The following is a 22,371-nucleotide window of genomic DNA, read 5'->3' on the forward strand; positions in this document are numbered from 1 at the left end:
AATTATTTAAGCTAAAAAAATTGCCATGGACCTCTCCATGGCAATTTCTTTATCAAAAATTATTTTCTTTTTACATTATAGAGAGTTACCAACCTCTATAGATATTTCATAAAACTTATCTAAGATGGCATCTAGCTTAAGATTTTTCTTTTCTTCACCAGCTAGGTCCATAATCTTTTCTCCCTTGTGCATCATTATAAGCCTGTCCCCATACTTAAGTGAATAATTTAAGTTGTGGGTTACCATTAGGGCAGTCAAGTTTTTTTCTCTCACAATTTTATCTGTGATTTCCATAACTGTGTCTGCAGTCTTGGGGTCAAGGGCTGCTGTGTGCTCGTCTAAGATTAAAAAATCTATGGGAACAAGAGTTGCCATTATAAGGGCAAGGGCCTGTCTTTGGCCACCTGATAAGAGTCCAACCTTGTCGTCTAACTTGTCTTCAAGTCCAAGGCCAAGACCTCTTAATGTCTCCCTATAAATTTCTCTCTTCTTTTTATTTACTCCTGGAGTCAAGTTCCATGACTTGTTTTTGTTTTCAGCCATAGACATATTTTCCAAGATTGTCATCTTTGGTGAAGTCCCCATCTTTGGATCTTGAAAGACTCTTCCCATCTTGACGTATCTCCTGTGCTCAGGAATTTTTTTGAGGCTATCTCCATCTATTAGAATTTCTCCAGAGTCTTCTCTTAGGGACCCACAAATTATATTTAAGAGGGTTGACTTACCTGACCCATTGGACCCAATGATGCTAAGGAATTGTCCCTTGGGAAGGCTTAGGTCAAATCCAGAAAAAATTTTATTCTCATTAGCTGTTCCAATGTTAAAGGTTTTGTCGATTGATTTTAACTCAAGCATGTTGAACCTTCTTTCTCTTTCCCCTTCCTGCAATTAAAATCACAAGGAAGATTGCTGCTGTTATAAGTTTCATTGAATTTGCTGAAAAACCACATGCAATGGCAAGGGCAATAGATGCCTTGTAGAGAATTGATCCAACTAAGACCTTTGTAGTGTCCTTCATAAAGTCAAATCTCTCAAGGAGTTTCATACCAAGGACAACTGCAGCAAGACCCATTACCATAGACCCAGTTCCCATAGAAACTTCAAAAAATCTTTGCTCCTGACAAACTATGGCACCGCTTAGGGCTACAAGTCCATTAGAAAGTGCCAGACCACAAATTTTTACCCTGCCTGGGTCAACTGCCATGGTCCTGACAAGACTTTCGTTGTCACCACAAGCCTTTAAAATAAATCCAGCCTTGGTCTTTAAAAAATAATCTAAGATTATTTTCATCACAAGAACAAAGGGAATCATAACAAAGACCAAGTCAAAAGCTTGTAAGTTTTCTGGCACAAGTCTTGCAAGTCCTGTAGAAAAAATTGTATCTGCATTAAAGATTGGCACGTTGGCCTTGCCTGCGATTTTTAAATTAATTGTCCACAAGGCAGTTTGCATAATAAGACCTGCAAGTAGGTCTTCCACCTTTAACTTTATGTGGATAAGACCTGTCAATGAACCTGCCATAGCACCAGCCAAGAAACTTATTACAAGGGCAAGTCCAGGGTTCACTCCCCTTAGGATTGCAAAAACTGTTACTGCTGCTCCCAGTGGAAAGGACCCGTCAACTGTTAAGTCAGGAAAGTCCAAGATACTGTAAGCAATATAAAGACCAAGGGCTAAGAAACTATAAGTTAGCCCCTGCTCAATTATTCCTCTTAAAATATCCATGCCCTACCTACTTTTCTGAAGGTATAGTAACGTCTGTTATATTTTCTGTTGCCCTATCAAGTAGGTCCTTTGGAAGATCTATGCCAAGATCCTTAGCAACCTTTGAGTTGATATATAGGTTTGGCTTATCTATAGTTTCAAAAGGCATTTCACTTGCCTTAGCTTCTCCCTTTAAAATTTTTGCAGCCATCTTACCTGTTTGCTTTCCAAGAGAAACATACTCAATACCTTCTGCACCAAGGCAACCCATATTTACTTGTTCAACTTCAGAACCAAAAACTGGAATCTTCTTTGCATTGGCCTTATCCAAAATTGTTGGAAGAGAATTAACAACTGTGTTATCCAAAAGATTTGTCATTGCATCAACCTTTGAAAGCAAGTTGTCTGTTGCTAGAGGTATATCTGCTGTTGTGTTTATAGCTTCGTCCACAATAGTGAAACCGTACTTGCCTGCAAGGTCCTTGTAAATCTTTAACATTGAATCAGAGTTTGCTTCACTTGATGTATGAAGGATACCAAGTTTTTTTGCCTTAGGCATAAGTTCTCTTATTAATTTTAATTGGTCTTCCACTGGCAAGATGTCGCTTGTGCCTGTTACATTGCCAAGAGGTTTTTTATTTTTATCTGCAAGTTGAGCAGCAACTGGATCAGTGATTGCTGTATAGACAACGGGTATATCTGTTTTTGTTGTTGCGTTGTAGGCACTCATAGCTGCAGGTGTGGCGATTGCTGTTACCATATCCACCTTGTTGCCCACAAAGGCATCTGCTATTTGTGCTGCAATACCCATATCTGCTTGGGCATTTTGGTAATCAACTTCTAAATTCTTTCCTTCAACAAGACCTTCTTCTTCAAGTCCTTGTAAGAAACCTTTCCTACAATTATCAAGTGATGGATGTTGAGCAAATTGCAAAATTCCAATTTTATAAACTTTCTCACTATCAGAAGTTTTTTCTCCACTTCCCTTTGAGCATCCGACTAACAACATAACTAATGACAATACTACTAAAATTTTTTTCATTTTTTTCTCCTTTTTCCTCACACTATGAGAGAAGGATGGAAATAAAAAAAGACTTCCATCCCTAATGGGACAAAAGTCTTAACTTCTGCGGTACCACCCAAATTTGCATAAAGCACCCTCTCATCAATACTAACATATTGGTCTTATTTTAACGGCTAAGTCCCGTCGGGCATTACTCTAAATCAAAGATTTATTTCTTCCCGCCCTCCGAAGTCCATTCATTTAAACTTCACCTACAAGTCTCTCACCAAGTGACTCGCTCTCTTTAAAGCTCCATAAAAATTACTAATCTTCTTTATCGGTTTATTGTTTAGGTATAATATAGGCTTTCAATTTTAATTTGTCAAGAGCTTTTTTATATTAATTTTTAATTTTTAAAAAATAATTTGCTCCCTACTAAATTTAAAATTCCTCTCTCTTTAAAATTAAAGCTATAAGGTCAAAATAATCTTCAAACGTTTGACTATTTTAATAAAAAGATATATATTATTAGCAGAAGCACATAACGAGTGCTAATGAGGAAAGGTGATAATATGCAAAATAAAAAATACAATGCTGAAACAGAAAGATTAATGGACTTGATGATTCATTCCATTTACACAAATAAAGAAATATTCCTAAGAGAACTTATCTCCAACGCATCAGATGCCATGGACAAGATGTACTACATCGCTCTTAACGATGACAAGGTCAAGTTCAACCACGAAGACTACTTCATTAGGATCACACCTAATAAGGACAAGAGAACTTTGACAATAGAAGATGGTGGTCTTGGTATGACTGCCGAAGAACTTGAAGAAAACTTGGGAACAATAGCTAAGTCAGGATCTCTTGACTTCAAGAACATAAACAAGAAGGATGCCGACCACGAAATCATTGGACAATTTGGTGTAGGTTTTTACTCTGCCTTTATGGTTGCAGATGAAATTTCTGTCTTGACTAGGTCTTACAAGGAAGAAAAAGCTCACCTATGGAAGTCCAAGGGCGCAGAAGGTTACTCCATTGAAGATGCAGAAAAGGACAAACACGGTACTATCATTACTCTTCACCTAAGAGAAAACACTAAGGAAGAAAATTATGATGAATATCTTGACGAATATAAGATAAGGGAACTTGTAAGCCACTACTCCAACTACATCTCTTACCCAATTAAGATGGAAGTGGAAAAGAAAAGACCAAGTGCCGACTCAACAGAAGATGATCCAAAGTTTGAATCTTACAGAGAAGATGACGTATTAAATTCTTCTGTCCCAATGTGGAGAAAAAACAAAAATGAATTAAAGGACGAGGACTACAACAACTTCTTCAGGCAAAGACACTTTGGCTTTGAAGATCCCCTTGCCCACATCCACATCTCTGTGGAAGGTATGATTTCCTTTAAGGCAATTTTATACATCCCATCAAGAAGACCCTTTGACTTCCTAAACCCAGACAAGAAGGGTGGACTTGAACTCTACTCCAACGGCGTCTTGATTATGGAAAAATGCGAAGACCTACTTCCAGACTACTTGAACTTCATCAAGGGAGTTGTTGACTCAGAAGACATTTCCCTTAACATCTCACGTGAAATGCTACAACAAACTCGTGAGCTCCAACTAATTAAGAAAAATATAGAAAAGAAAATCCTTGATGAACTTGCAAAGATTTTAAAAGACGATAGAGAAAAATACGCAGACTTCTTTAAAAACTTTGGCGTCAGTCTAAAGTCAGGTGCCTACGAAAATTATGGAGCAGACAAGGACAAGTTAAAGGACCTCTTTATCTACACAAGTACTAAGAGAGATCACGTAACCTTTAACGAATACAGGAAGGATATGTTGCCAGACCAAGACTTCATCTATTATGCAAATGGCTCATCAATCGAAGCCATCAAGGACCTTCCACAAATCAAACACTTCATTGACAAGGACATAGAAGTTCTTGCATTAACAGATCCAATTGACGAATTTGTCATCAAGATGCTAGAAGAATATGACGATAAGAAGTTCAAGTCAATATCTGAAACCGATGAAGTCAAAGAAGAAGATGAAAAAAATCTACAAGACTATGTAAAGAAGATGAAAGAAATCTTAAAGGGAGAAGTTTCATCAATAAGAGAAAATCCAAATCTAAAAGATGACGCAGCCTACCTATCAAGCAAGGGCGAAATCTCCATTGAAATGGAAAAAACTCTTAGCCACATGCCAAACAACCAAGTCTTTAAGGCAGACAAGGTCTTAGAAGTAAATCCAAACCACCCTGCCCTTAAAAAACTAAAGGAAATGGACGAGTCTTCAGAAGAATTTAAAACTTACACACAAATGTTATACGATGGCGCAAGACTTGTAGCAGGACTTGAAATAAAAGATCCAATAGCCTACGCAAGAAATGTTTCAAAGTTAATGTAAGATTATAAATATTTAAAACTTTCAAAACAGCTCACAAAATTGTGGGCTGTTTCTTTATATACTCCACCATATTTGTTTCATAATTTCCATTAGCAAATTTTAAAAAATTTTGTTTCAGGGACTCCTTTAGGAGTCCCTGGAATTTTTTTCTCCATAAATTGGATTTTGATTTTTAAATGATATAATAAAACAAAAAGGAGGTTTTTAATGAACTTAAAACAATTGAAAAAATATTTTTTAATTTCCCTCTCTTTAGCAAGTCTTTTAACAATAAATGCCTTCGCAGAGGGAGAGCGTGACTTTCAAATCACTGTGAACGAAAAAGAAATTCCGTTAAATAACAATGTAGGAATGCCTTTTGTGGAATACGATAGAACTTTTGTACCTATCAGAGTCGTATCTGAAAACCTAGGTTACAAGGTTGACTGGAACCAAGACAAGAAACTCGTTACAATTAATGGCAACAAGAAAGTTGAACTTGTTGTGGGCGAAACTTCAGCGAAGGTTCAAGGGAAGAAAGTTGCAATAGATAGCACTGGCAAGGTTGCAAGTGTGCTTAAAAATGACAGGACTTATGTGCCACTAAGATTTGTTTCAGAACAAATGGGCGCAAAGGTTGACTACAAGCAAACTCCAAAACTGCACATTATAAACATTACGAAGGACGGAGTGCAAGTAGCGCAAAATGATGCACCAGAAGGATATTTAAGACCTGGCGAAACTAAAGACGATGTACTTAGAAGAGCTAAGGCTAAATATACAGAAGGCAACGCACCAGGCAAGGTATCAGACAAGTGGATTGACCCAGATTTAAGAACAATATATGTTGACCCATTTAGCAATAAATTTGGCATGCAATTACCATTTGGTTTTGGTACAGATTCCTATAGAAAATTTGAAGGCAAAGACCCAAATAAATACTGGATAAAAATAGAAATTGATGATGACAGGTATTTACCTTACGACCAACATTTTGAAAAAGCTGTTGGCGAAAATCAATGGGGCTCATTAACAGCTAACGATATAGCTCCTTTATCTAAGAAGTATCCATTAGACAATGGTGGTAAAATGCTTGCTCCTTTTACGTTTTTTGATTACAGTAAGTTATCTGGAACTCTATTAAGAACAAAGGGATACAGTAGAGTAGTTGCCCCATACCACGGTGACCTTATTGACTACAAGGCAACAATTCACCAAGATGGAGAAGAACACGTTTATAAGTTTAAGGTGAGGTATGGTAGAGTCATGACAGATTACACTTTAAACAAGTATGTGCCAAAAGACCAAAGAGAATACCAAAAAAATGTTTTTGAAAAGACAAACTTTTATTTACCAGAAGCAAACTCATTTTTAGGCCGTCTACCATTAAACTGGGAACAAGTAAAATAAAAGGTTGACAAAGAGGCAAAAATAATGTAAACTTATGTTAATAAATAAATAGGATAGATAATAGGGTATCTAGAAAAGTTGTAGTCTATATAAGGGACTTAAAAAAACTTATAGCGCAAGATGTTTTTTGGGCATCATGGCTTGCAGCTAGCATTAAAGTTGTAGTCTACATAGGGGACTTAAAAGACCTATGACACGAGATACTGTAGTGGGTATCATGGCTTGCAACTAGCAAAAAAACCTATATTAAGAGGAGTAGACTGTTAGCTACTCCTCTTTTTTTATTGAAAGGAGTAGCTAATGTCTAAAAAAAATTCATATAAATTAAAGATAAGAAACAGTATTGTTGAGGCAGCTAAACTTTATCAGAACACTTAATGGATAAACACTTTTTAATTGTGTATGGTTCTAAGTTTATTGAGTTACAATTTTTACCAGAGAACTTTTTGCACTTAACAGGTGTTGGAACAAGTTTAAGTGCTGTAACGTTTTTTGACTTGTGTTTGAGCAATCAATTAACAACTAATCAATTTTTTTATAATAGAAGATACCCCTCTAGTGTGTCTAAGAAAAAAGTAAACAATCTTTTTAAAATATTAAATCTTTTTAGGAGTGATAGTATTATTTTAGAAGAAATTACTACAGACACACAGTTGTACGAAATTGGAATAACAGAATTACACTTTACGTTATGTTTTAAAAATTTCATAAATAATAGCAATTTGTATACCGTATGTTCTCATAGAATTGAAAATATGTCTGCAAGCATTGTAGAAAAAAGCAAAAATGCTTATTTTATTGATTGTATTTTTTCAAAAAGTGCAAGCGATGATAAGTATAACCACATTGTTTTTGGTGGTCTGGAAAATATTAAATCAGAAATTATATTAAATATGGTTTCAAATGAGTTGACTAACAATTTTATCTAAATATTAAACAAGATTCAAAGTGTTACTTGACAAAACAAAACGTCTTTCATATAATATAGATACAAAAGGTGAGTTGACACCATGAAAACTCGAAATTAAGATAGGCGACAGGCGCAAGCCCTAAGGACCTATGGTTGGCGAGCAACGGTAAAACTCGAAATTAAGATAGGCGACAGGCGCAAGCCCTAAGGACCTATGGTTGGCGAGCAACGGTAAAATCAATAACAAAAGGGAGGACTATTAATAGTCCTTCTTTTTATTTGTAAAAGGAATGTTACTTAGAGGTTTTATATTGGAAAAGAAAGAAAAAGATTTACAAATTATAATAGATTGTGGGAAAAAATATAAAGAAAATTTAGCGGGTAAACAATTGTTAATTGTAAGTAGCAAGAATGGTACTATATCTACTACTGAAGTTGAATTTTCGTTACGAAATTATCATCATTTTACTGGAGTAAAATTACAAAAAAACCCTGTAACTAATAAGCTTATAACAACGTCACAATTTATAAATAAAGCATTGAACGGCAGGTTAAAAACGGACGATTGGGAATACAGAAAAGATGGAACGACAGGGCTTAAATTAAAAATCTTACAAGATATTGTAGAAATACATAAGACGGCAAAAATGATAGGTTCGTATGTAGACAATAGAGTAATGTTAAAAACAGACTTGTGTATAGGAAATATATTTTGTTACCTTGGGATGATTAAAACTAATTCCATTACTAGGTTTGATAATAATGTTTATGTGCCAAACACAGTTATTAATAAAGATATAAGAGAAGATGTCAGAGAACCAGAAAAAATAATTGCAATTTATAGAAAGAATAAAACAGATAAAATATATCAGGAATTGACTTATCTTGCAAAGGGAGAAAGCAAACAGGATATAGAATATAAAATTATAGAGTACTTGCATAATTGAATTTTAAATTATTGTTTTAAACACACAGAAATAAAAATCTGTGTGTTTTTTTATCTGGAATATTTCACAAGTATTCTTACTACAACAAAAAAATTTTGCAAATTTTAAATTAAAGTTCCCTCGGGAAAAAATTTTTGTTAGTTTAATTTTATTATCTTCTTTGTCCCATCTTATTGACAATAAATTTATTAAGTGCTATAACACCATTGTAATATTGACACAAGGGAGGTTTTAATATTAAAGATTTAATTATAATTGGAGCTGGACCTGCTGGTGTTTCTGCTGCTCTTTATGCACAATCCAGGGGCCTCGACTTGACAATATTTGAAAAAGATAAGGTTGGTGGTTTAATTGGAAATATTTCTAAGGTTAGCCACTACACTTCTGTTATAGTTGATGAAGACGGAGAAAGTTTTAGAAAGAGATTAGAGGATCAAATCAAGGCCTATAAGCTTGATTTAAAATACGAAGAAGTCCTTAGCTTGAAAAAAGATGGGGATGTTTTCATTGTTAAGACAAACAAGGGCACTTATGAAGCTAAAAAAATTATTGTAGCTTCTGGCTCTAGTCCAAAGGAATTGGATGTAAAGATTGATAATTATACAATTTCTCACTGGGCTAAGGGGTCTGAAGAAAGAGTTAAGGGCAAGCTTGTAATAGTTAACGGCGGATCTGATGGCGCAGCTAAGGAAGCTATTTATCTTTCCAAGTTCGCAAAGGAAGTTCACATTGTCCAAAACCAAGATAAGCTCTTATGCATCCAAGAGTTCAAAAAGCAAATCGAAGGATCTAATAACATTATCGTCCACACTTCTTCCTCTTTGGAAGATGTAACTTGTAAGGATGGTCTTATAACTTCTGCCAAGCTTTCTAGTGGATTGGAAATTACTTCCAAGGATGGACTTGAAATTTTTGCTATGATTGGTCAACATCCAAATACAAGTTTTATTGACTTAGATGTAGCAAAGAATGAACTTGGCTTTGTTGATTCTGATGTTGAAAGCAAAATTGAAAATTTATTTTTTGCAGGCGACCTAAGAGTCAAGGCAGTTAGACAAGTTGCCACTGCTGTAAACGATGGTGCTCTTGCAGGAATCGGAGCAAGTAAGTAGTTTTAAATTTTTGCTAACTTACTGCTTGCATCTCACTAACAAGCCTCAAAATTTTATAAGTAACAAAAGAAAGCTCACACTGTGGGCTTTTTTATTTTGCATAAATTGAAAATTGCACTTATTTGTGTTATATTACTTTTCATGTTGAAAACAATTAGGAGGTAAAATGGATATACTTTTAGAAGGGATTTTAAATCTCGAAGTTAAACACATAATTATGTTTATCATTGGAGGCATCTTAATTTATCTTGCCATTGATAAGGAATACGAACCCTCTCTTCTTCTTCCCATTGGTTTTGGTGCAATTATTTCTAATATTCCACTATCATCAGCTATTGGAGATGGGGGCTTCTTGACAATACTCTATAAGGCAGGGATTGCCACAGAGCTTTTCCCAGTTTTAATCTTTATAGGTGTAGGCGCAATGATCGACTTTAAACCACTTATTGCATCGCCTTTCATGCTCTTCTTTGGAGCGGCGGCGCAATTTGGAATTTTTGCCACAATGCTCTTTGCTATCTCAACTGGCAAGTTCTCACTTCCTGAAGCAGCGTCAATTGGCATAATCGGTGCAGCCGACGGTCCAACATCAATTTATGTTGCAAAGGTCTTTGCTCCAAATTATTTGGGACCAATATCTGTAGCTGCCTATTCTTATATGTCTCTTGTGCCAATTATTCAGCCACCAGTTATTAAACTTTTGACAACTTCTAAGGAAAGAAAAATCAGGATGAAGTACACTACTGTTCACGTTCCAAAGAAGGTTGAAATATTATTTCCAATTGTAATTACACTTATAGCTGGAATAATAGCACCTATGTCTGTGTCCCTCATTGGGGCCTTGATGTTTGGTAACTTAATAAGAGTCTGTGGAGTTCTTGAAAGACTTTCTATCTCTGCCCAAAACGAACTTTCAAACCTTGTTACAATTTTGCTTGGGATAACAATTGGTGGGACTATGTCTGCCGATGCCTTTTTAAATGTCAACACTCTTATGATACTTGCCATGGGACTTGTTGCCTTTATCTTTGACACAGCAGGTGGTGTTCTCTTTGCAAAGTTCTTAAACTTATTCTTAAAGAACAAGGTCAACCCAATGATTGGCGCAGCAGGTATCTCAGCCTTCCCTATGTCTGGTAGAGTTGTGCAAACTATGGCAGCTAAGGAAGACCCAACAAACTTTATTCTTATGCAAGCTATGTCAGCCAACGTTGCAGGACAACTTGGCTCAGTAGTTGCTGGTTCAATGATTTTGGCTCTTGTGCCAATGTTTATGTAGGGGTGATAAGATGGACATGAATGTATTTATGCAAGGTGTTGAAGTAGCAGTGTGGGGACTAGCTGGAGTCTTCGCTGTCCTTATACTCTTCTACCTATCAACTAAACTTATGCTAAAAGTTTTTAAAGAAAAATAATTTTCGAAAATTTAATAGACATGAAAAAAGGTGATGTGCAAGAATAGGTAAATCTATTCTACACATCACCTTTTTATTAAAATTTATTTTTCAATTTTTTCTTCATCTTTATCATTTAATGCTTTTTCTAAATTATCAAGTTTTTCCAACATATCATCAAATTTTTTGTTGAAAATAATATGCTGAATTATTAACATAATATATAATGAAACGCCAAATCGTGAACCTATAATCCATAATTCGGGATATGGTAAACAGAAAACTAAAATAAAACCTACAGTTGCAATTATAAAAAACTTAAAAATATTTTCTATCATAATACCTCCCTTACTAAGCATTATGCCATTACTATATATCCATCGCCCATTTCTTTAGTATTCGCACTAAATCCTATGGAAACTAAATTAGAACCAGAAATATTAATACTTGGTAATACACCTAAATAATTGTGAAGATACTTACCATGGACTTCAACATAATCCTTATTTTCTCTATTATTATCAATAACCAAATAAACTTTTCCACTACTTAAAGATCTTAGACCGCCAGGTCCATAGCTTTGTTCAAAATCAAATCTTAAACCTTGAACTAATCCATTAGGAGAATAATATTGTTCGTCTTTGTAATTGCCATCTAAATCTCTATATGTAACTTTCATTACTGTTCTATCTAAATTAGCTGTAAATCCATCGCTAAATCCAAAAACGACAGTATCTTTCCCTGCCCAAACAGGAGCAGACTCCCATGCCCAATAAGCATCAACAACTGCGTAATCTCCATATTCAAATCTATTTTTGTACATATTAAATCGAAAGTTTGCACTAGCTCTTCTTGCAACATCATTTGAAACTTTATCAGCACTCAATCCTTTAGTGGACAGTATTGCATCAATTTGTCTATCATTAAAATTCATTTTCTCTAATTCATTACGTGAATTATTGGATAAATTAATTATCTCTTGTTTAAAATAAAGTGTTTCATCATGTTTATCACTATAACTATACCTTAATTCAGAAATTATCTCTTTTTCAATGATTGCATCAAATTCATTGATAGTTTTTGAAACATGCGATTTAGATAATTCCGAAAACTCTGGAGCTGGAGAATCCATAAATTTCTGAATTTCTGTATCAATGCTTCTTGCATACACACTCGACGAACTAATCAAAACAAATACTAAAAATGTTAAGTTTGCTAACCTTTTTATAAGATGCCTCTTATTATTAAAACAAAATTACTTAATTAGATAAAACGTTATCTTATTTAGAGGTTATCATAGAAATTATTTTTTATCAATAAACTATTTATAATTTATTAATTAATTTTATTTTTAATATAAACTTTTAAATCTTCTTATAGTTTATACATATTATGTAGAGAGTGAAAGTCGAACTTTGGAGCCTAGCTGGAGTTTTCGCTGTCCTTATACTCTTCTACCTATCAACTAAACTTATGCTAAAAGTTTTTAAGGAAAAATAAGTTTGATTTTAAAAAAAAGTGATGTGCAAGATAGGTAAATCTATTCTACACATCACCTTTTTATTAAATTTTATTTTTCAACCTTTTTTCACTAATACCTAATTCTTATTCTAATTTTTTAAAATTTAAAAATGATGAATTGCAAATAATATTGCGACACCTAAATTAAACTAAGTTCATGTAAAAATAATTCAAATGGAGTTTGATAATTTAGACATTTCCTAGGTCTGCTGTTAAGCTCCATTAAATTTTTAATAAGATCTTCTTCAGATATCTCTGCTAAATCTGTCTTTTTAGGATAATATTCTCTCAATAGACCATTTGAATTTTCATTACTTCCTCTTTGCCATGCTGAATATGGGTCAGCAAAGTAAAAGTCTATCCCAAGCTTTTCAACTTCATCATAGCAAGCAAATTCTTTTCCTCTATCTGATGTAAAACTTTTTAAGGCTTCTTTTGGAAGTGATTTAACAAGTTTATTTATTGCTTCAAACATTGAATCTTTGCTTCTATCTTTCATTGGTAATGCTATATAAAACCTTGTTTTTCTTTCAACAAATGTTGCTAAACACCCTTTGCTTTTTCCTCTAGAAGACACAACTGTATCAAGTTCCCAGTCTTGTGCCCCTTGGGTATGTCCGAAGGAAACCCTATACTTTATGTTTTTTGGTCTTTTTCTTATAGATGTACCTATGTTAAATTTTCCTCTTGTTTCTTTGCTTTTTCTAGACTTACCTTTTCTTCTTAATCTTGAAATATCAAAATCTATTACTCCAGAATAAATCCAGTTATATATTGTTTTAAAGCTTAATATTCCTTTATAAAGGCAACCTACAATTTGCTCAGGTGACCATTTAGAATTAAGCTTTTCTTTGATATTTTCTAATATTTCATAAGTTACTTTAGTTTTTCTTCCTTTTAATGATGATTTAGATTCTTTATCTCTTTCTGCTAGGCCAGCTTCGTATTCAGTATCACATCTTTTAAGCTCTCTAGCTATTGTGGAATGATGACATCCTAAAATTTTCGCTATTCTTCTAGAAGAATAGCCCTCTTTGTTTAATACCTCTATCTTATTTCTTTCGTTTAGTGTAAGATGTTTATAGCTCATATTAACCTCCGTGTGTGTTTTTGTCGTTATTAACATTTTACACGAAGTTAGTATGAGTTTTTATTTTTTATTTGTGTCGCATTTAATTTTACAACTTATTAAATAAAAAAATATTTTCACCTAAAAGCAACATAAAGTACAGTAAATTAAAATCAAAAATATAGAAAAAATTCTCAGGCAAATAACATTTTTTTGTTACTACATAAATTATAAGTATGAAAATTTCAATTAATAAAAATATCCCAAGCTTATTTTTTTCTTGTTTGCTTGCAAAATTAAAATAGTAGGCAAGCATAAATCCCAAAAATAAAATCATTAAGATTTTAAATAAAAATAAAATAATCATATATTTTATATCAAAGGTTTCTTGAATTTTCCCATTGATGTACTCAAAAACCTTTAGATAGATTAAATTAAAAATCGGAAAACAAAATAATGATATTATTAAATTTACATATTTTTTCATAATAGACACTCAATCAGTTAATTTCTACTTATCTTCTTCACCAATAAAGGAGTATTTTGTATTCCAATGTTCAAAAACTAAATCAGGCTTAGGGTCCTCATCCTTGTAAGTTCTCATGCCATATATCCCAGTCACAGGCTCTTCAAAGCCATCAAACTTCATTATTACTTCATAGCCTGCGCCAGCTTTTTTTAATTTATAAGTGCCAGTATAGTCATAGGCACTGTTTCTATCAGTCAAGACAAAATTTTTCTTGTCAAATTTAAGAGCCATGTCATTGCTTAATTCTACTCCATAATCTGTATTTATCATGCTTTCCAAAGTCCACTTTACATTATAAATTTTTTTGTCTGGAAGATTTTCATCCTTGCCTGTGCAGGCTGTAAGAATTATTCCTGCCACAAAAATTAAAAATAAAATTTTTAAAAATTTTTTCATATGTAACTCCTTCTTTTATTCCTTTAATTAACAAAAGTGTTCTTACTAATATTTTAATCAACTTGGCATTTTATTGCAATCACTTGTTAATAATCGGGATAATTGGATATAATTATTGTGTAAAATGAAAAATAATTTTAGGAGGAATTAAAATGGATATAACATTTGCTGGAAATAAAGTAAATCTTGAAGGAAAAGAAATCAAAGTTGGAGACGTGGCTCCATCATTTAAGGCAGTTAAGAGGAACCTATCTGACTTTAACTCAGATGACCTAAAGGGCAAAATCGTAGTTTATTCAGTTGCACCATCAATTGACACACCAGTTTGTGCTCTTCAAGCAACTACTTTTAACGAAGAAGCTACAAAGTTATCTGATGACGTTAAAATCGTAACTGTGACAGTTGACCTTCCTTTCGCACAAGAAAGATTCTGTTCTGTTAAGGGAATTGAAAACGCAGACATCGTTTCTGACTACAAATACAAGGAATTTGGAGAAAAATTTGGCTTTATGATTAAAGAATTCCAACTACTTGCTCGTGGAGTAGTAATTGTTGACAGAGACGGAAAAGTTGCTTATGTTGAATATGTTCCTGAAGTAACTCACGATGTTAACTTTGACAAGGCTCTTGAAGAAGTTAAAAAATTAAAATGATAAACATTAATTTAATTGTACTTGGCAAAATCAAGGAAAATTATTTTAAGGATGCCATAAATGAGTACAAAAAAATGCTTAAATCCTATGCCGATTTAAGCATTTTTGAAATTATGGACGAACCCTGCCCCGAAAATTTGTCAGACAAGGACATGGAGAAGGTAAAAAATGTTGAAGGTGAAAAAATCCTCTCAAAGATAAAGGATGGTGCCTATGTCATTGCCCTTGAGATTGGTGGAAAGAGCCTTGACTCAGTGACCTTTGCAGATAAAATAAAGGACCTTATGATTGACGGCCACTCCAATATAACTTTTGTCATTGGTGGAAGTCTTGGATTATCTGATGAAGTTTTATCTAGGGCTGACTACAAGCTTAGCTTCTCCAAGATGACCTTCCCCCACAAGCTCATGAGGGTTATTTTAATGGAGCAAATCTACAGGGCCTTTAGAATAATAAATAACCACCCCTACCACAAGTGAGGTATTATGAAATTAAATTTACTAAATCAAGTTTTTTCCTTTCACGATTTTCGCCTTACAAATATCGAAAATTTACCTGACAAGGTACTTTTATATTTTGATCAAGGCATTTATTTTGAAAAAAAGAGCGACGACCAAAAAGATTACATGATGAAAAATCCAAGGCTTATCCTTCATAAAACTTACACATCTTTTTCTAAAGAAGAAATGGGAGATATACTTGGAGGAATAATTCACGCCTTTGATCCAGACTTTGATCTTGAGGGTGGGCTTAGTGACCTAGATGATAACTTTGATAATGGTCTTGAGATAAATCTTTATAAGGATGGAACCTACAAAAGAATTACTCTTGAAGAATTTTTAAAACTTGACTTCGAAGTGATTAATGAATCCTTTGGCTACGCCTACATGAGACTTTCTGGAATAGTCACAGGCTTTGAGGATACAAGTGAGTGGCAAGATGCTTCAATAGAAATTTATTACAACAATGAGGCAGAACTTATCTACGATTCAATAGAAAAATTATAATTAGCTCAAACTTGAGCTAATTTTTTTGCAATAAATTATTTTTGACTCTTATATGCTAAATATAAACACTTATATGATGGAAGAATAACAAAAGCACAAAGTAAAAAATACCTCATATGAGGTATTTTTTGGATAAATAACACAAAAAAGGACTCACAAGAGTCCTTTCTTTCTCCTATTTAATAGTTTATTCGATTATCTCTTTCCATTCTTCCATATTATTAGATAATCTTAGATATTTATGAGTATGATAAGCTTCAACAAGTTCATAGTAACCCCAGTGTCCCTTGTAAGACATATCCTTATAATTGTGAATTGAATTTTGATTTGCATCGATGAAATTCTTGTCAGGGAATCTGTCATACAATTTATTTAACATTGTGGCAACTTCTGCTCTTGTAATAGTGTTATCTGGTTTGAAAGTTCCATCAGGGTAACCCTTAATTCTTTCATTGCCATAAGCTTGGTTAATGGCAGCTTCAAACTTGTGACCTTTAACATCATCAAATGGAGCTACTGCACTGTTTTTCTTGTCAATATGACTGATTAATTCGGCAAGTTCAGCTCTAGTAATCTTGTCATTAGGTCTGATGTTTTCGCCTTCTTTTTCTAACAAATAACCAGCCTTAAATGCCGCATTAATAGCACCATTGTACCAAAGATTTTCTTTAGTATCTTTATAAATCTTAGCAGACTTATCGCTTAAGTCTAATTTTTGAAGTCTTGCGACTACTGCAATAGCTTCAGCTCTTGTCATATCACCATTAGGTCTAATTGTGTCATCAGGATATCCAAAGATGTACTTGTCATGAATATTTTCTTTTTTATCAACTCGAACAAATACAGGATAAGTTTCTATATATTCATGAACCTTTGGTTCTGTAGGTTCAGGAATAGGAGCTGACTTTTTAGAACACAAAACTGTGAAAGTTATATCATCTGGATCCCCACCTTTTTGTGTATAAAGGTAATCTGTTCCTCCTTTTTCTTGAATTCCTTTCCAATTTACAAAAAGAGAATATATATTTGTGTCATATTTTCTTCTTAGGACGTCATCTTTTAAAAGATTTGGTATAACTTGGTTAAATATTTCAGGATGCTTATCTAACATATAATCAATTGCATCTTTTATTTTTTGATTATCTTTGTTAAAGTGAAGAGTGCTTGTCCAAGTTTCATCTTGAACTACAACATCATTACCAAATTCTTTACGCAGTTCATCCTTATATTCATTCGCTACCCAATCGTCCACATCAGTAATAAATGTAAATAGTACTTTTCCCCCTAATTTACCCTTTATCGTATACTTTTCATTTTCTTTTGCTTCATCTGAAAATTTTAATCCTGGAATGTCTAAATAAAATGTAGAATCCACAGACCCAATAGTATTACTTAAATCATATAAAGATGGCATTTTTTTCTTTGCTCCTTCAGTTAAAGGCATCTCAATTTTTAAAATTGTTTCCTTACTATCAGGATCTGTACTTCTTTCAACTTTTGAAATGTAAAAAACATCTTTGGAACCTTTTAATTTTAATGATTTTTCATCTATATTTTTAGGAACTATTATTTCTTTAGGAAATCTCAAAGTAGTTGAGAAAACACTACCTAGATTGAGTGCTGGCCAAAACCTAAAAATTTGCATTTTGCTAAATTCTACGCCACCATTTGGCATTCCTATAAAAGCAAAGGGGTCTGTTACTGCTTTCTTAATACTTGATACATCTAGTTTTGTAGTTAAATTAAATTCTTCATCTTTGTTAATAGAGAAATACTTATTAGATCCGGTATCTTTCTCATTTGCCAAGATATCTCCATCTAATTTTTGATTTGCCGGAAAAACACTAACTTCTTGTGGCCATTTAGATAAATCTATAGGAGATAAAACTCCCAAAAGTCCAAGGATTCCTTTGCCCTCCACTTGAATGGATTTAGATTTGTCAATTAACCTTAAATTTCGTTCTACTTCTGGAACATAATCCATAACTGTATCGCCTTTTTTATAATGGATTGCCATTGGAATCTCTACATTTAAGACAGGTTTGTTCCAATTTGCAGTTTCTGAATTTAAAGCTATATCTGTTTTTAATGTTTTAAATTTTGCTCTAAATATAAGAGTATTACCATCAATAATTGCTTCTTGTGGATCATATAATTGTGAAAGAAAACTATCTTCAGACCATTGAGCTTTTATTTCATCTTTGTTAAATTTCATATTTTTAGGTAACTTTACTTTAAGTTCGTAATAAGAATTTTCAAGATCCCAGTCAGTAGTATTCCATTTATTTGTAGCCTCAGCCAATTGTTCCTTTTTAAACTTATCCTTAGCTCCCCAATCATTTCCAAATTTCTCATCTAACTTTTTTTTGTCCTCTTCATTCCATTGATCATCTGGAACCCACATACCCATGGCTTTTCCCATAAATTCTTTGTAGGAATGTTCTAAAATGCCACCAGGTCCGAACGTATCGCTCGTTATTTTAAGTACATTTTTGTCGTCTTTGTCTTCAGTTATCTTCAAAAAAGTGTTTACATCTAAATTGTCCTTATCAATAGTAAATTCAACTTTGTTTTGTTTTTCAAATTTTGCACTTTCAATGTTACTAAGTTCTAGTTCAACCTTTCTTGCTTTCTCAGCAAAGACATTGAATGGCATAATGCCTACTAACATTACTAGAGCTAAAAATAAGCTCAATGATTTTTTAATTATTTTTTTCATTTGTAACCTCCTTTTATTAAAAAATCAAAAAGAGCAAGAAAACAAAGCTATTAAATAGCCAAATTTTCTTGCTCTTAAAAAATTATATTCAAATAAGGCGAATGAATTTATGATTTCGCCTGAATATACATCTATAGTTGTCTGTCTGTCTGTCTGTCTGTCTGTCTGTCTGTCTGTCTGTCTGTCTGTCTGTCTGTCTGTCTTGATCCTAAAGATTCTCCTCATATCTTGTCAAGTCCTTTTTTGGTCTTATATCATGAATATATCACTTTTACATTTTATTTTCAACATTGAAAAATATTTTAAAGAATAAATATATGTAAAAACTTGCCACTTAGGCAAGTCATCACACTAGGCTATCTAAAAACATCATTAATATAAATCCAAAAACTACCCCATAAGTTGATTCTCTCTCGTAGCCATTGGAGTGGGTCTCTGGTATAATTTCATCACTTATTACAAAGAGCATGGCTCCTCCTGCAAGGGCAAGGATGAAGCCAAGAGTTGCAGAGAAGATGGAAACAAGTCCAACTCCTAAGAAGGCTCCAATGGGTTCAACAAGTCCTGTTAAAGTTGCAATAGCAAAGGCCTTCTTACGAGTGTAGCCTTCACGAACAAGGGCAAGGGCAACGGCAAGTCCCTCTGGCATATTTTGTAGGGAGATACCAAGAGCAACTGAAAGACCATTTGCAATATTTTCTCCGCCAAAGCTTACACCAGTTGCAAGTCCTTCTGGAAAGTTGTGGATAGCGATGGCAATTACAAAGAGCCACATCTTGGATAAGTTCTTTACCTCTGCTCCCTCATGCCTATTGTCTATTAAGTGCTCGTGGGGTGCAAACTTGTCGATTAGATCAAGAAGAAGAGCCCCGAAAAAAATTCCAAGTCCCGTTGACACAACTCCCATAGTCCCATTAGCTATTTCAAGACTTGGTATGACAAGGGAGAAGCAAGTTGCTGCGAGCATAACTCCTGCTGCAGCTGCAAGGAGAATGTCTAGCACCTTCTGGCTCACGCCCTTTGCAAAAAATATGGGGATTGCACCAACCCCTGTCATAAGTCCAGGCACCACACAGCTTAGTATAAGAAAAGTTAAATTCATTTAATCACCTTAATTTAAAGTTTTACATATTAATTATACCACATTAATAAATTTAATTTTTTGTAAAAAAATAAAAGCACGAAGGTCGTGCTTTATTATAATTTTTTAAACTCTTATAAGGTTAAAAATTTTTATGAAGTTAAAAATATTTGCAAAGTTAAAAATATTTGCAAAGTTATAAATTTTTATGAAGTTATAAATTCTTGTAAGGTTATAAATTTTTATAAAGTCATAGACTTTTATAAGTTTATAAACTATTAACTGCTCTTCTTATTCCACCAACTAGCTCGTCAAAGAATTTTGAAACCTTGTCAAAGAGATCTCCTAGGTTAAAGTTTCTAATTCCACTGACAATAAAGTGTTTATCAATTCTTTGATTTCCAATAAAGATGGAAATGTTAAAAAGTTTCATTAGGATAAGAATTCCTGCAATTATTCCCAAAATTTTTAAAGCTTTTTTCATTTTATCACCTAGGTCTTTAATTCTCTTTCAATTTCTTCATAGTTTTCCATATACTTCTTGCACTCATTTATAAAATTCTTGTCGTGGTGAAAGAATTTTAAATGAACTAACTCGTGAAGGACAACTGCCTCGATTTGCTCCAGGGGTCTTGCTGCTAGGTAGAGATTTATTTTTATATCTCCCCGCTGTGGATAGCAGGTCCCCCACCTCATCTTCATCTTCCTTATCTCATAGGACTTGGCTGAGAGTCCCGTCAAGGCTTCGTATCTTGGGAAAATTTCATCCAAGACCTTCTGCAGTTCTCGTCTGTAAATTTTTTCAAGTTCTTCTTCTGAGGTGAAGTTTACCTTCTGACCAAACAAGTGGTTCTTGTAGCGTCCCCTTCTCTTGTCTTCTCTCTTTAATCTCTCAATGACTTCATCATTGTTTTCGATGAAGTCCTTTATGGCTCTGTCACTCATAGACCTTGGGGCAGAAATTTTTATTATCCCGTCTTCTACCCTCAGCCTAAGGGACCTTATCTTCTTTCTATTTATTTCTATATCCATTATATCCTATAATAGTGGAGATAAAAGTCTTGAAAAGGATTCACGAAGCTTAGTAAACTTTGACCTCATTTCATAAGCTTCCTTAGTTATCTCTGTGCACTCTTCAAGATCTCTCTTAAAGTCTTCCTTTAATTTTTTATTTAATTCTTCGTCATATAAGAAGGCATTGACTTCAAAGTTTAGTTCAAAGGACCTTATATCAAAGTTTGCTGTCCCAACACTTGCTAGATAGTCATCAGAAATCATAATCTTTGTATGAAGAAAGCCTCCTTCATATTGGTAGACATGGGCTCCCCACTTTAAAAGTTCTCCCAAGAAGGAAAGTGATGCCCAGTGAACAAAGAGGTGGTCACGCTTGGCTGGGAACATTATGTTGACCTCAACTCCACTTAGGGCTGCAACCTTTATTGCCTTTAGGAGTCCATCATCGGGAACAAAGTAAGGAGTTTGAATGTAAATCTCCTTCCTTGCAGAAGTTATTAATTTCTCGTAACCATTTCTTATGGAGTCTGCCTTGGTATCTGGTCCACTTGTGACAATATTTATGTCTACTCCATCTTCTATCTCTGGAAAGATTTCTGTAGTGAAGCCCTTGGTATGGTCTTCTGATGCAAACTTGAAGTCCAAGAAAAATCTCCAGGCAAGTCCATTCACTGCTGGACCTTCTATCCTTAGGTGGGTGTCTCTCCAAAATCCCATAGGACCCTTGGATACATATTCGTCGCCAACGTTGAAGCCACCAACGTAACCAATTCTCTTGTCGATTACAGCAATCTTCCTGTGGTTTCTGTAGTTGATGTGGGTGTTGATCTTGTCAATAATACCTGGGAAGAAGATGGCAAACTTAACTCCAGCCTCTTCAAGGGACTTCCTGTCCCTTAGCTTCATCTTCCTAACACCCATACCGTCAACTAATAAGTACACGTCAAGGCCTCCCTTGGCCTTTGACTTTAGTATATTCATAAATTCAGTGGAGAGTCCATCTGATTTAAAAATATAATATTGAACGTAGATAGTGTGTTTAGCTTTTCTCAAGTCTTCAAAGAGGGCTGCAAACTTTTCTACTCCGTCGTTAAAAATCTTTACCTTGTTGTCAGTGTAGAGCATTTCGTTTTCTGCCTTGTTGAACATCTCAACCATATCAATATGGTTGGCAGTCCTAGCTTTTGAAAACCTAAATTTCTTCTTTTTTATATCTATTAATTGAGCCTTTGCTTCCTTGCTTAGGATCTCGTCCTTCTTATGTTTACCCTTAAATATCTTGGACTTTGAAATGTCCTGTCCTATAAAGAGGTAGAGGACAAAACCAAGAAGGGGCAGGAAGTTAATAGCCATTACCCACAAGAGGGTGGATACTGGCTTCTTGTTGTCAAATAAAATTATAAAGGTGGATACTAATAAGTTTACAATAAATAGTAGTGAATAAACTTGAGCAAAGTTTTTAAACATCCCAAAATATGCACTAAACATCTTCCACT

The 22,371-nt window shown here is 33.9% G+C and carries 24 protein-coding genes and 1 other annotated feature; of the genes, 10 read left to right on the forward strand and 14 right to left on the reverse strand.

Features of this window, described 5'->3' with window-relative positions; all coding sequences use genetic code 11:
• Positions 1-75: 75 nt before the first annotated feature.
• Genes CAN42_RS01760 through CAN42_RS01770 form a run of 3 tightly spaced genes read right to left on the reverse strand, consistent with a single transcriptional unit; the run spans position 76 to position 2,747 of the window.
• Complete coding sequence (locus CAN42_RS01760; RefSeq protein ID WP_085875285.1) at positions 76-855, reverse strand: ABC transporter ATP-binding protein; 780 nt, start codon at positions 853-855, stop codon at positions 76-78.
• Positions 848-1,726, reverse strand: a complete 879-nt coding sequence (locus CAN42_RS01765; protein WP_062571901.1) for an ABC transporter permease — start codon at positions 1,724-1,726, stop codon at positions 848-850. Before CAN42_RS01765 ends, CAN42_RS01760 begins: the two co-directional genes overlap by 8 nt.
• Before the next feature lie 7 nt (positions 1,727-1,733).
• Complete coding sequence (locus tag CAN42_RS01770; protein WP_085875286.1) at positions 1,734-2,747, reverse strand: ABC transporter substrate-binding protein; 1,014 nt, start codon at positions 2,745-2,747, stop codon at positions 1,734-1,736.
• A 62-nt stretch (positions 2,748-2,809) separates the two neighbouring features.
• Positions 2,810-3,055, reverse strand: a binding site (T-box leader).
• Positions 3,056-3,280: 225 nt separating this feature from the next.
• Between CAN42_RS01770 and htpG the strand changes: the two genes are divergently transcribed.
• From htpG to CAN42_RS09130, 7 genes are all read left to right on the forward strand, one after another.
• Positions 3,281-5,134 carry a molecular chaperone HtpG gene (gene htpG / locus CAN42_RS01775; RefSeq protein WP_085875287.1) on the forward strand — a complete coding sequence of 618 codons (1,854 nt, stop codon included), beginning with the start codon at positions 3,281-3,283 and terminating at the stop codon, positions 5,132-5,134.
• A gap of 207 nt (positions 5,135-5,341) precedes the next feature.
• Positions 5,342-6,523, forward strand: a complete 1,182-nt coding sequence (locus tag CAN42_RS01780) for a copper amine oxidase N-terminal domain-containing protein (protein WP_085875288.1) — start codon at positions 5,342-5,344, stop codon at positions 6,521-6,523.
• Positions 6,524-6,900: 377 nt separating this feature from the next.
• Entirely contained in the window at positions 6,901-7,452 is a 552-nt protein-coding gene (locus CAN42_RS01785; protein ID WP_085875289.1) for a PBECR4 domain-containing protein, read from the forward strand.
• A 292-nt stretch (positions 7,453-7,744) separates the two neighbouring features.
• On the forward strand, positions 7,745-8,380 hold the full coding sequence (locus tag CAN42_RS01790) for a PBECR4 domain-containing protein (protein WP_085875290.1): 636 nt from the start codon (positions 7,745-7,747) through the stop codon (positions 8,378-8,380).
• A gap of 254 nt (positions 8,381-8,634) precedes the next feature.
• On the forward strand, positions 8,635-9,492 hold the full coding sequence (locus CAN42_RS01795) for an NAD(P)/FAD-dependent oxidoreductase (RefSeq protein ID WP_245149841.1): 858 nt from the start codon (positions 8,635-8,637) through the stop codon (positions 9,490-9,492).
• Between the two features lie 166 nt (positions 9,493-9,658).
• Complete coding sequence (locus CAN42_RS01800) at positions 9,659-10,771, forward strand: sodium ion-translocating decarboxylase subunit beta (protein ID WP_085875292.1); 1,113 nt, start codon at positions 9,659-9,661, stop codon at positions 10,769-10,771.
• Between the two features lie 10 nt (positions 10,772-10,781).
• A complete protein-coding gene (locus CAN42_RS09130; protein WP_005957244.1) occupies positions 10,782-10,907 on the forward strand; it encodes an OadG-related small transporter subunit in 126 nt (41 codons plus the stop codon).
• Between the two features lie 83 nt (positions 10,908-10,990).
• On the opposite strand, the gene CAN42_RS01805 is transcribed toward CAN42_RS09130, so the two are convergent.
• From CAN42_RS01805 to CAN42_RS01825, 5 genes are all read right to left on the reverse strand, one after another.
• On the reverse strand, positions 10,991-11,224 hold the full coding sequence (locus tag CAN42_RS01805; RefSeq protein ID WP_085875293.1) for a hypothetical protein: 234 nt from the start codon (positions 11,222-11,224) through the stop codon (positions 10,991-10,993).
• A gap of 20 nt (positions 11,225-11,244) precedes the next feature.
• Positions 11,245-12,018: a hypothetical protein gene (locus CAN42_RS01810; protein WP_085875294.1), complete on the reverse strand. Its 774-nt coding sequence runs from the start codon at positions 12,016-12,018 to the stop codon at positions 11,245-11,247.
• 528 nt (positions 12,019-12,546) lie between these two features.
• Positions 12,547-13,497 carry an IS30 family transposase gene (locus CAN42_RS01815; RefSeq protein WP_085875295.1) on the reverse strand — a complete coding sequence of 317 codons (951 nt, stop codon included), beginning with the start codon at positions 13,495-13,497 and terminating at the stop codon, positions 12,547-12,549.
• 88 nt (positions 13,498-13,585) lie between these two features.
• Complete coding sequence (locus tag CAN42_RS01820; RefSeq protein WP_085875296.1) at positions 13,586-13,963, reverse strand: hypothetical protein; 378 nt, start codon at positions 13,961-13,963, stop codon at positions 13,586-13,588.
• Positions 13,964-13,987: 24 nt separating this feature from the next.
• Positions 13,988-14,401 carry a hypothetical protein gene (locus CAN42_RS01825; protein WP_085875297.1) on the reverse strand — a complete coding sequence of 138 codons (414 nt, stop codon included), beginning with the start codon at positions 14,399-14,401 and terminating at the stop codon, positions 13,988-13,990.
• Between the two features lie 152 nt (positions 14,402-14,553).
• Between CAN42_RS01825 and tpx the strand changes: the two genes are divergently transcribed.
• From tpx to CAN42_RS01840, 3 genes are read left to right on the forward strand one after another with little or no spacing between them, the layout of a single operon-like run.
• A complete protein-coding gene (gene tpx / locus CAN42_RS01830; RefSeq protein WP_085875298.1) occupies positions 14,554-15,054 on the forward strand; it encodes a thiol peroxidase in 501 nt (166 codons plus the stop codon).
• On the forward strand, positions 15,054-15,533 hold the full coding sequence (gene rlmH / locus CAN42_RS01835) for a 23S rRNA (pseudouridine(1915)-N(3))-methyltransferase RlmH (RefSeq protein ID WP_209019202.1): 480 nt from the start codon (positions 15,054-15,056) through the stop codon (positions 15,531-15,533). Before tpx ends, rlmH begins: the two co-directional genes overlap by 1 nt.
• 6 nt (positions 15,534-15,539) lie before the next feature.
• Positions 15,540-16,061, forward strand: a complete 522-nt coding sequence (locus tag CAN42_RS01840) for a hypothetical protein (protein WP_085875300.1) — start codon at positions 15,540-15,542, stop codon at positions 16,059-16,061.
• A gap of 187 nt (positions 16,062-16,248) precedes the next feature.
• Here the strand turns inward: CAN42_RS01840 and CAN42_RS09070 are convergent, their stop codons facing one another.
• The 6 genes from CAN42_RS09070 to cls all read right to left on the reverse strand — a co-directional run bounded on the left by CAN42_RS09070 (position 16,249) and on the right by cls (position 22,363).
• The gene (locus CAN42_RS09070; protein WP_245149827.1) at positions 16,249-18,780 is read right to left on the reverse strand and encodes an S-layer homology domain-containing protein; all 2,532 of its coding nucleotides are present in this window, start codon (positions 18,778-18,780) and stop codon (positions 16,249-16,251) included.
• 24 nt (positions 18,781-18,804) lie between these two features.
• Positions 18,805-19,005, reverse strand: a complete 201-nt coding sequence (locus CAN42_RS01850; RefSeq protein WP_085875301.1) for a hypothetical protein — start codon at positions 19,003-19,005, stop codon at positions 18,805-18,807.
• Positions 19,006-19,126: 121 nt separating this feature from the next.
• The gene (locus CAN42_RS01855; protein WP_085875302.1) at positions 19,127-19,882 is read right to left on the reverse strand and encodes a ZIP family metal transporter; all 756 of its coding nucleotides are present in this window, start codon (positions 19,880-19,882) and stop codon (positions 19,127-19,129) included.
• Positions 19,883-20,129: 247 nt separating this feature from the next.
• The gene (locus tag CAN42_RS01860) at positions 20,130-20,345 is read right to left on the reverse strand and encodes a hypothetical protein (protein WP_085875303.1); all 216 of its coding nucleotides are present in this window, start codon (positions 20,343-20,345) and stop codon (positions 20,130-20,132) included.
• A gap of 8 nt (positions 20,346-20,353) precedes the next feature.
• A complete protein-coding gene (locus tag CAN42_RS01865; protein WP_085875304.1) occupies positions 20,354-20,893 on the reverse strand; it encodes a M48 family metallopeptidase in 540 nt (179 codons plus the stop codon).
• Between the two features lie 6 nt (positions 20,894-20,899).
• Entirely contained in the window at positions 20,900-22,363 is a 1,464-nt protein-coding gene (gene cls, locus CAN42_RS01870; RefSeq protein ID WP_085875305.1) for a cardiolipin synthase, read from the reverse strand.
• Between the last annotated feature and the right edge of the window lie 8 nt (positions 22,364-22,371).

This window comes from Peptoniphilus vaginalis, from assembly GCF_900176605.1.
In the GTDB taxonomy this organism is placed as follows: Bacteria; Bacillota; Clostridia; order Tissierellales; family Peptoniphilaceae; genus Peptoniphilus_A; species Peptoniphilus_A vaginalis.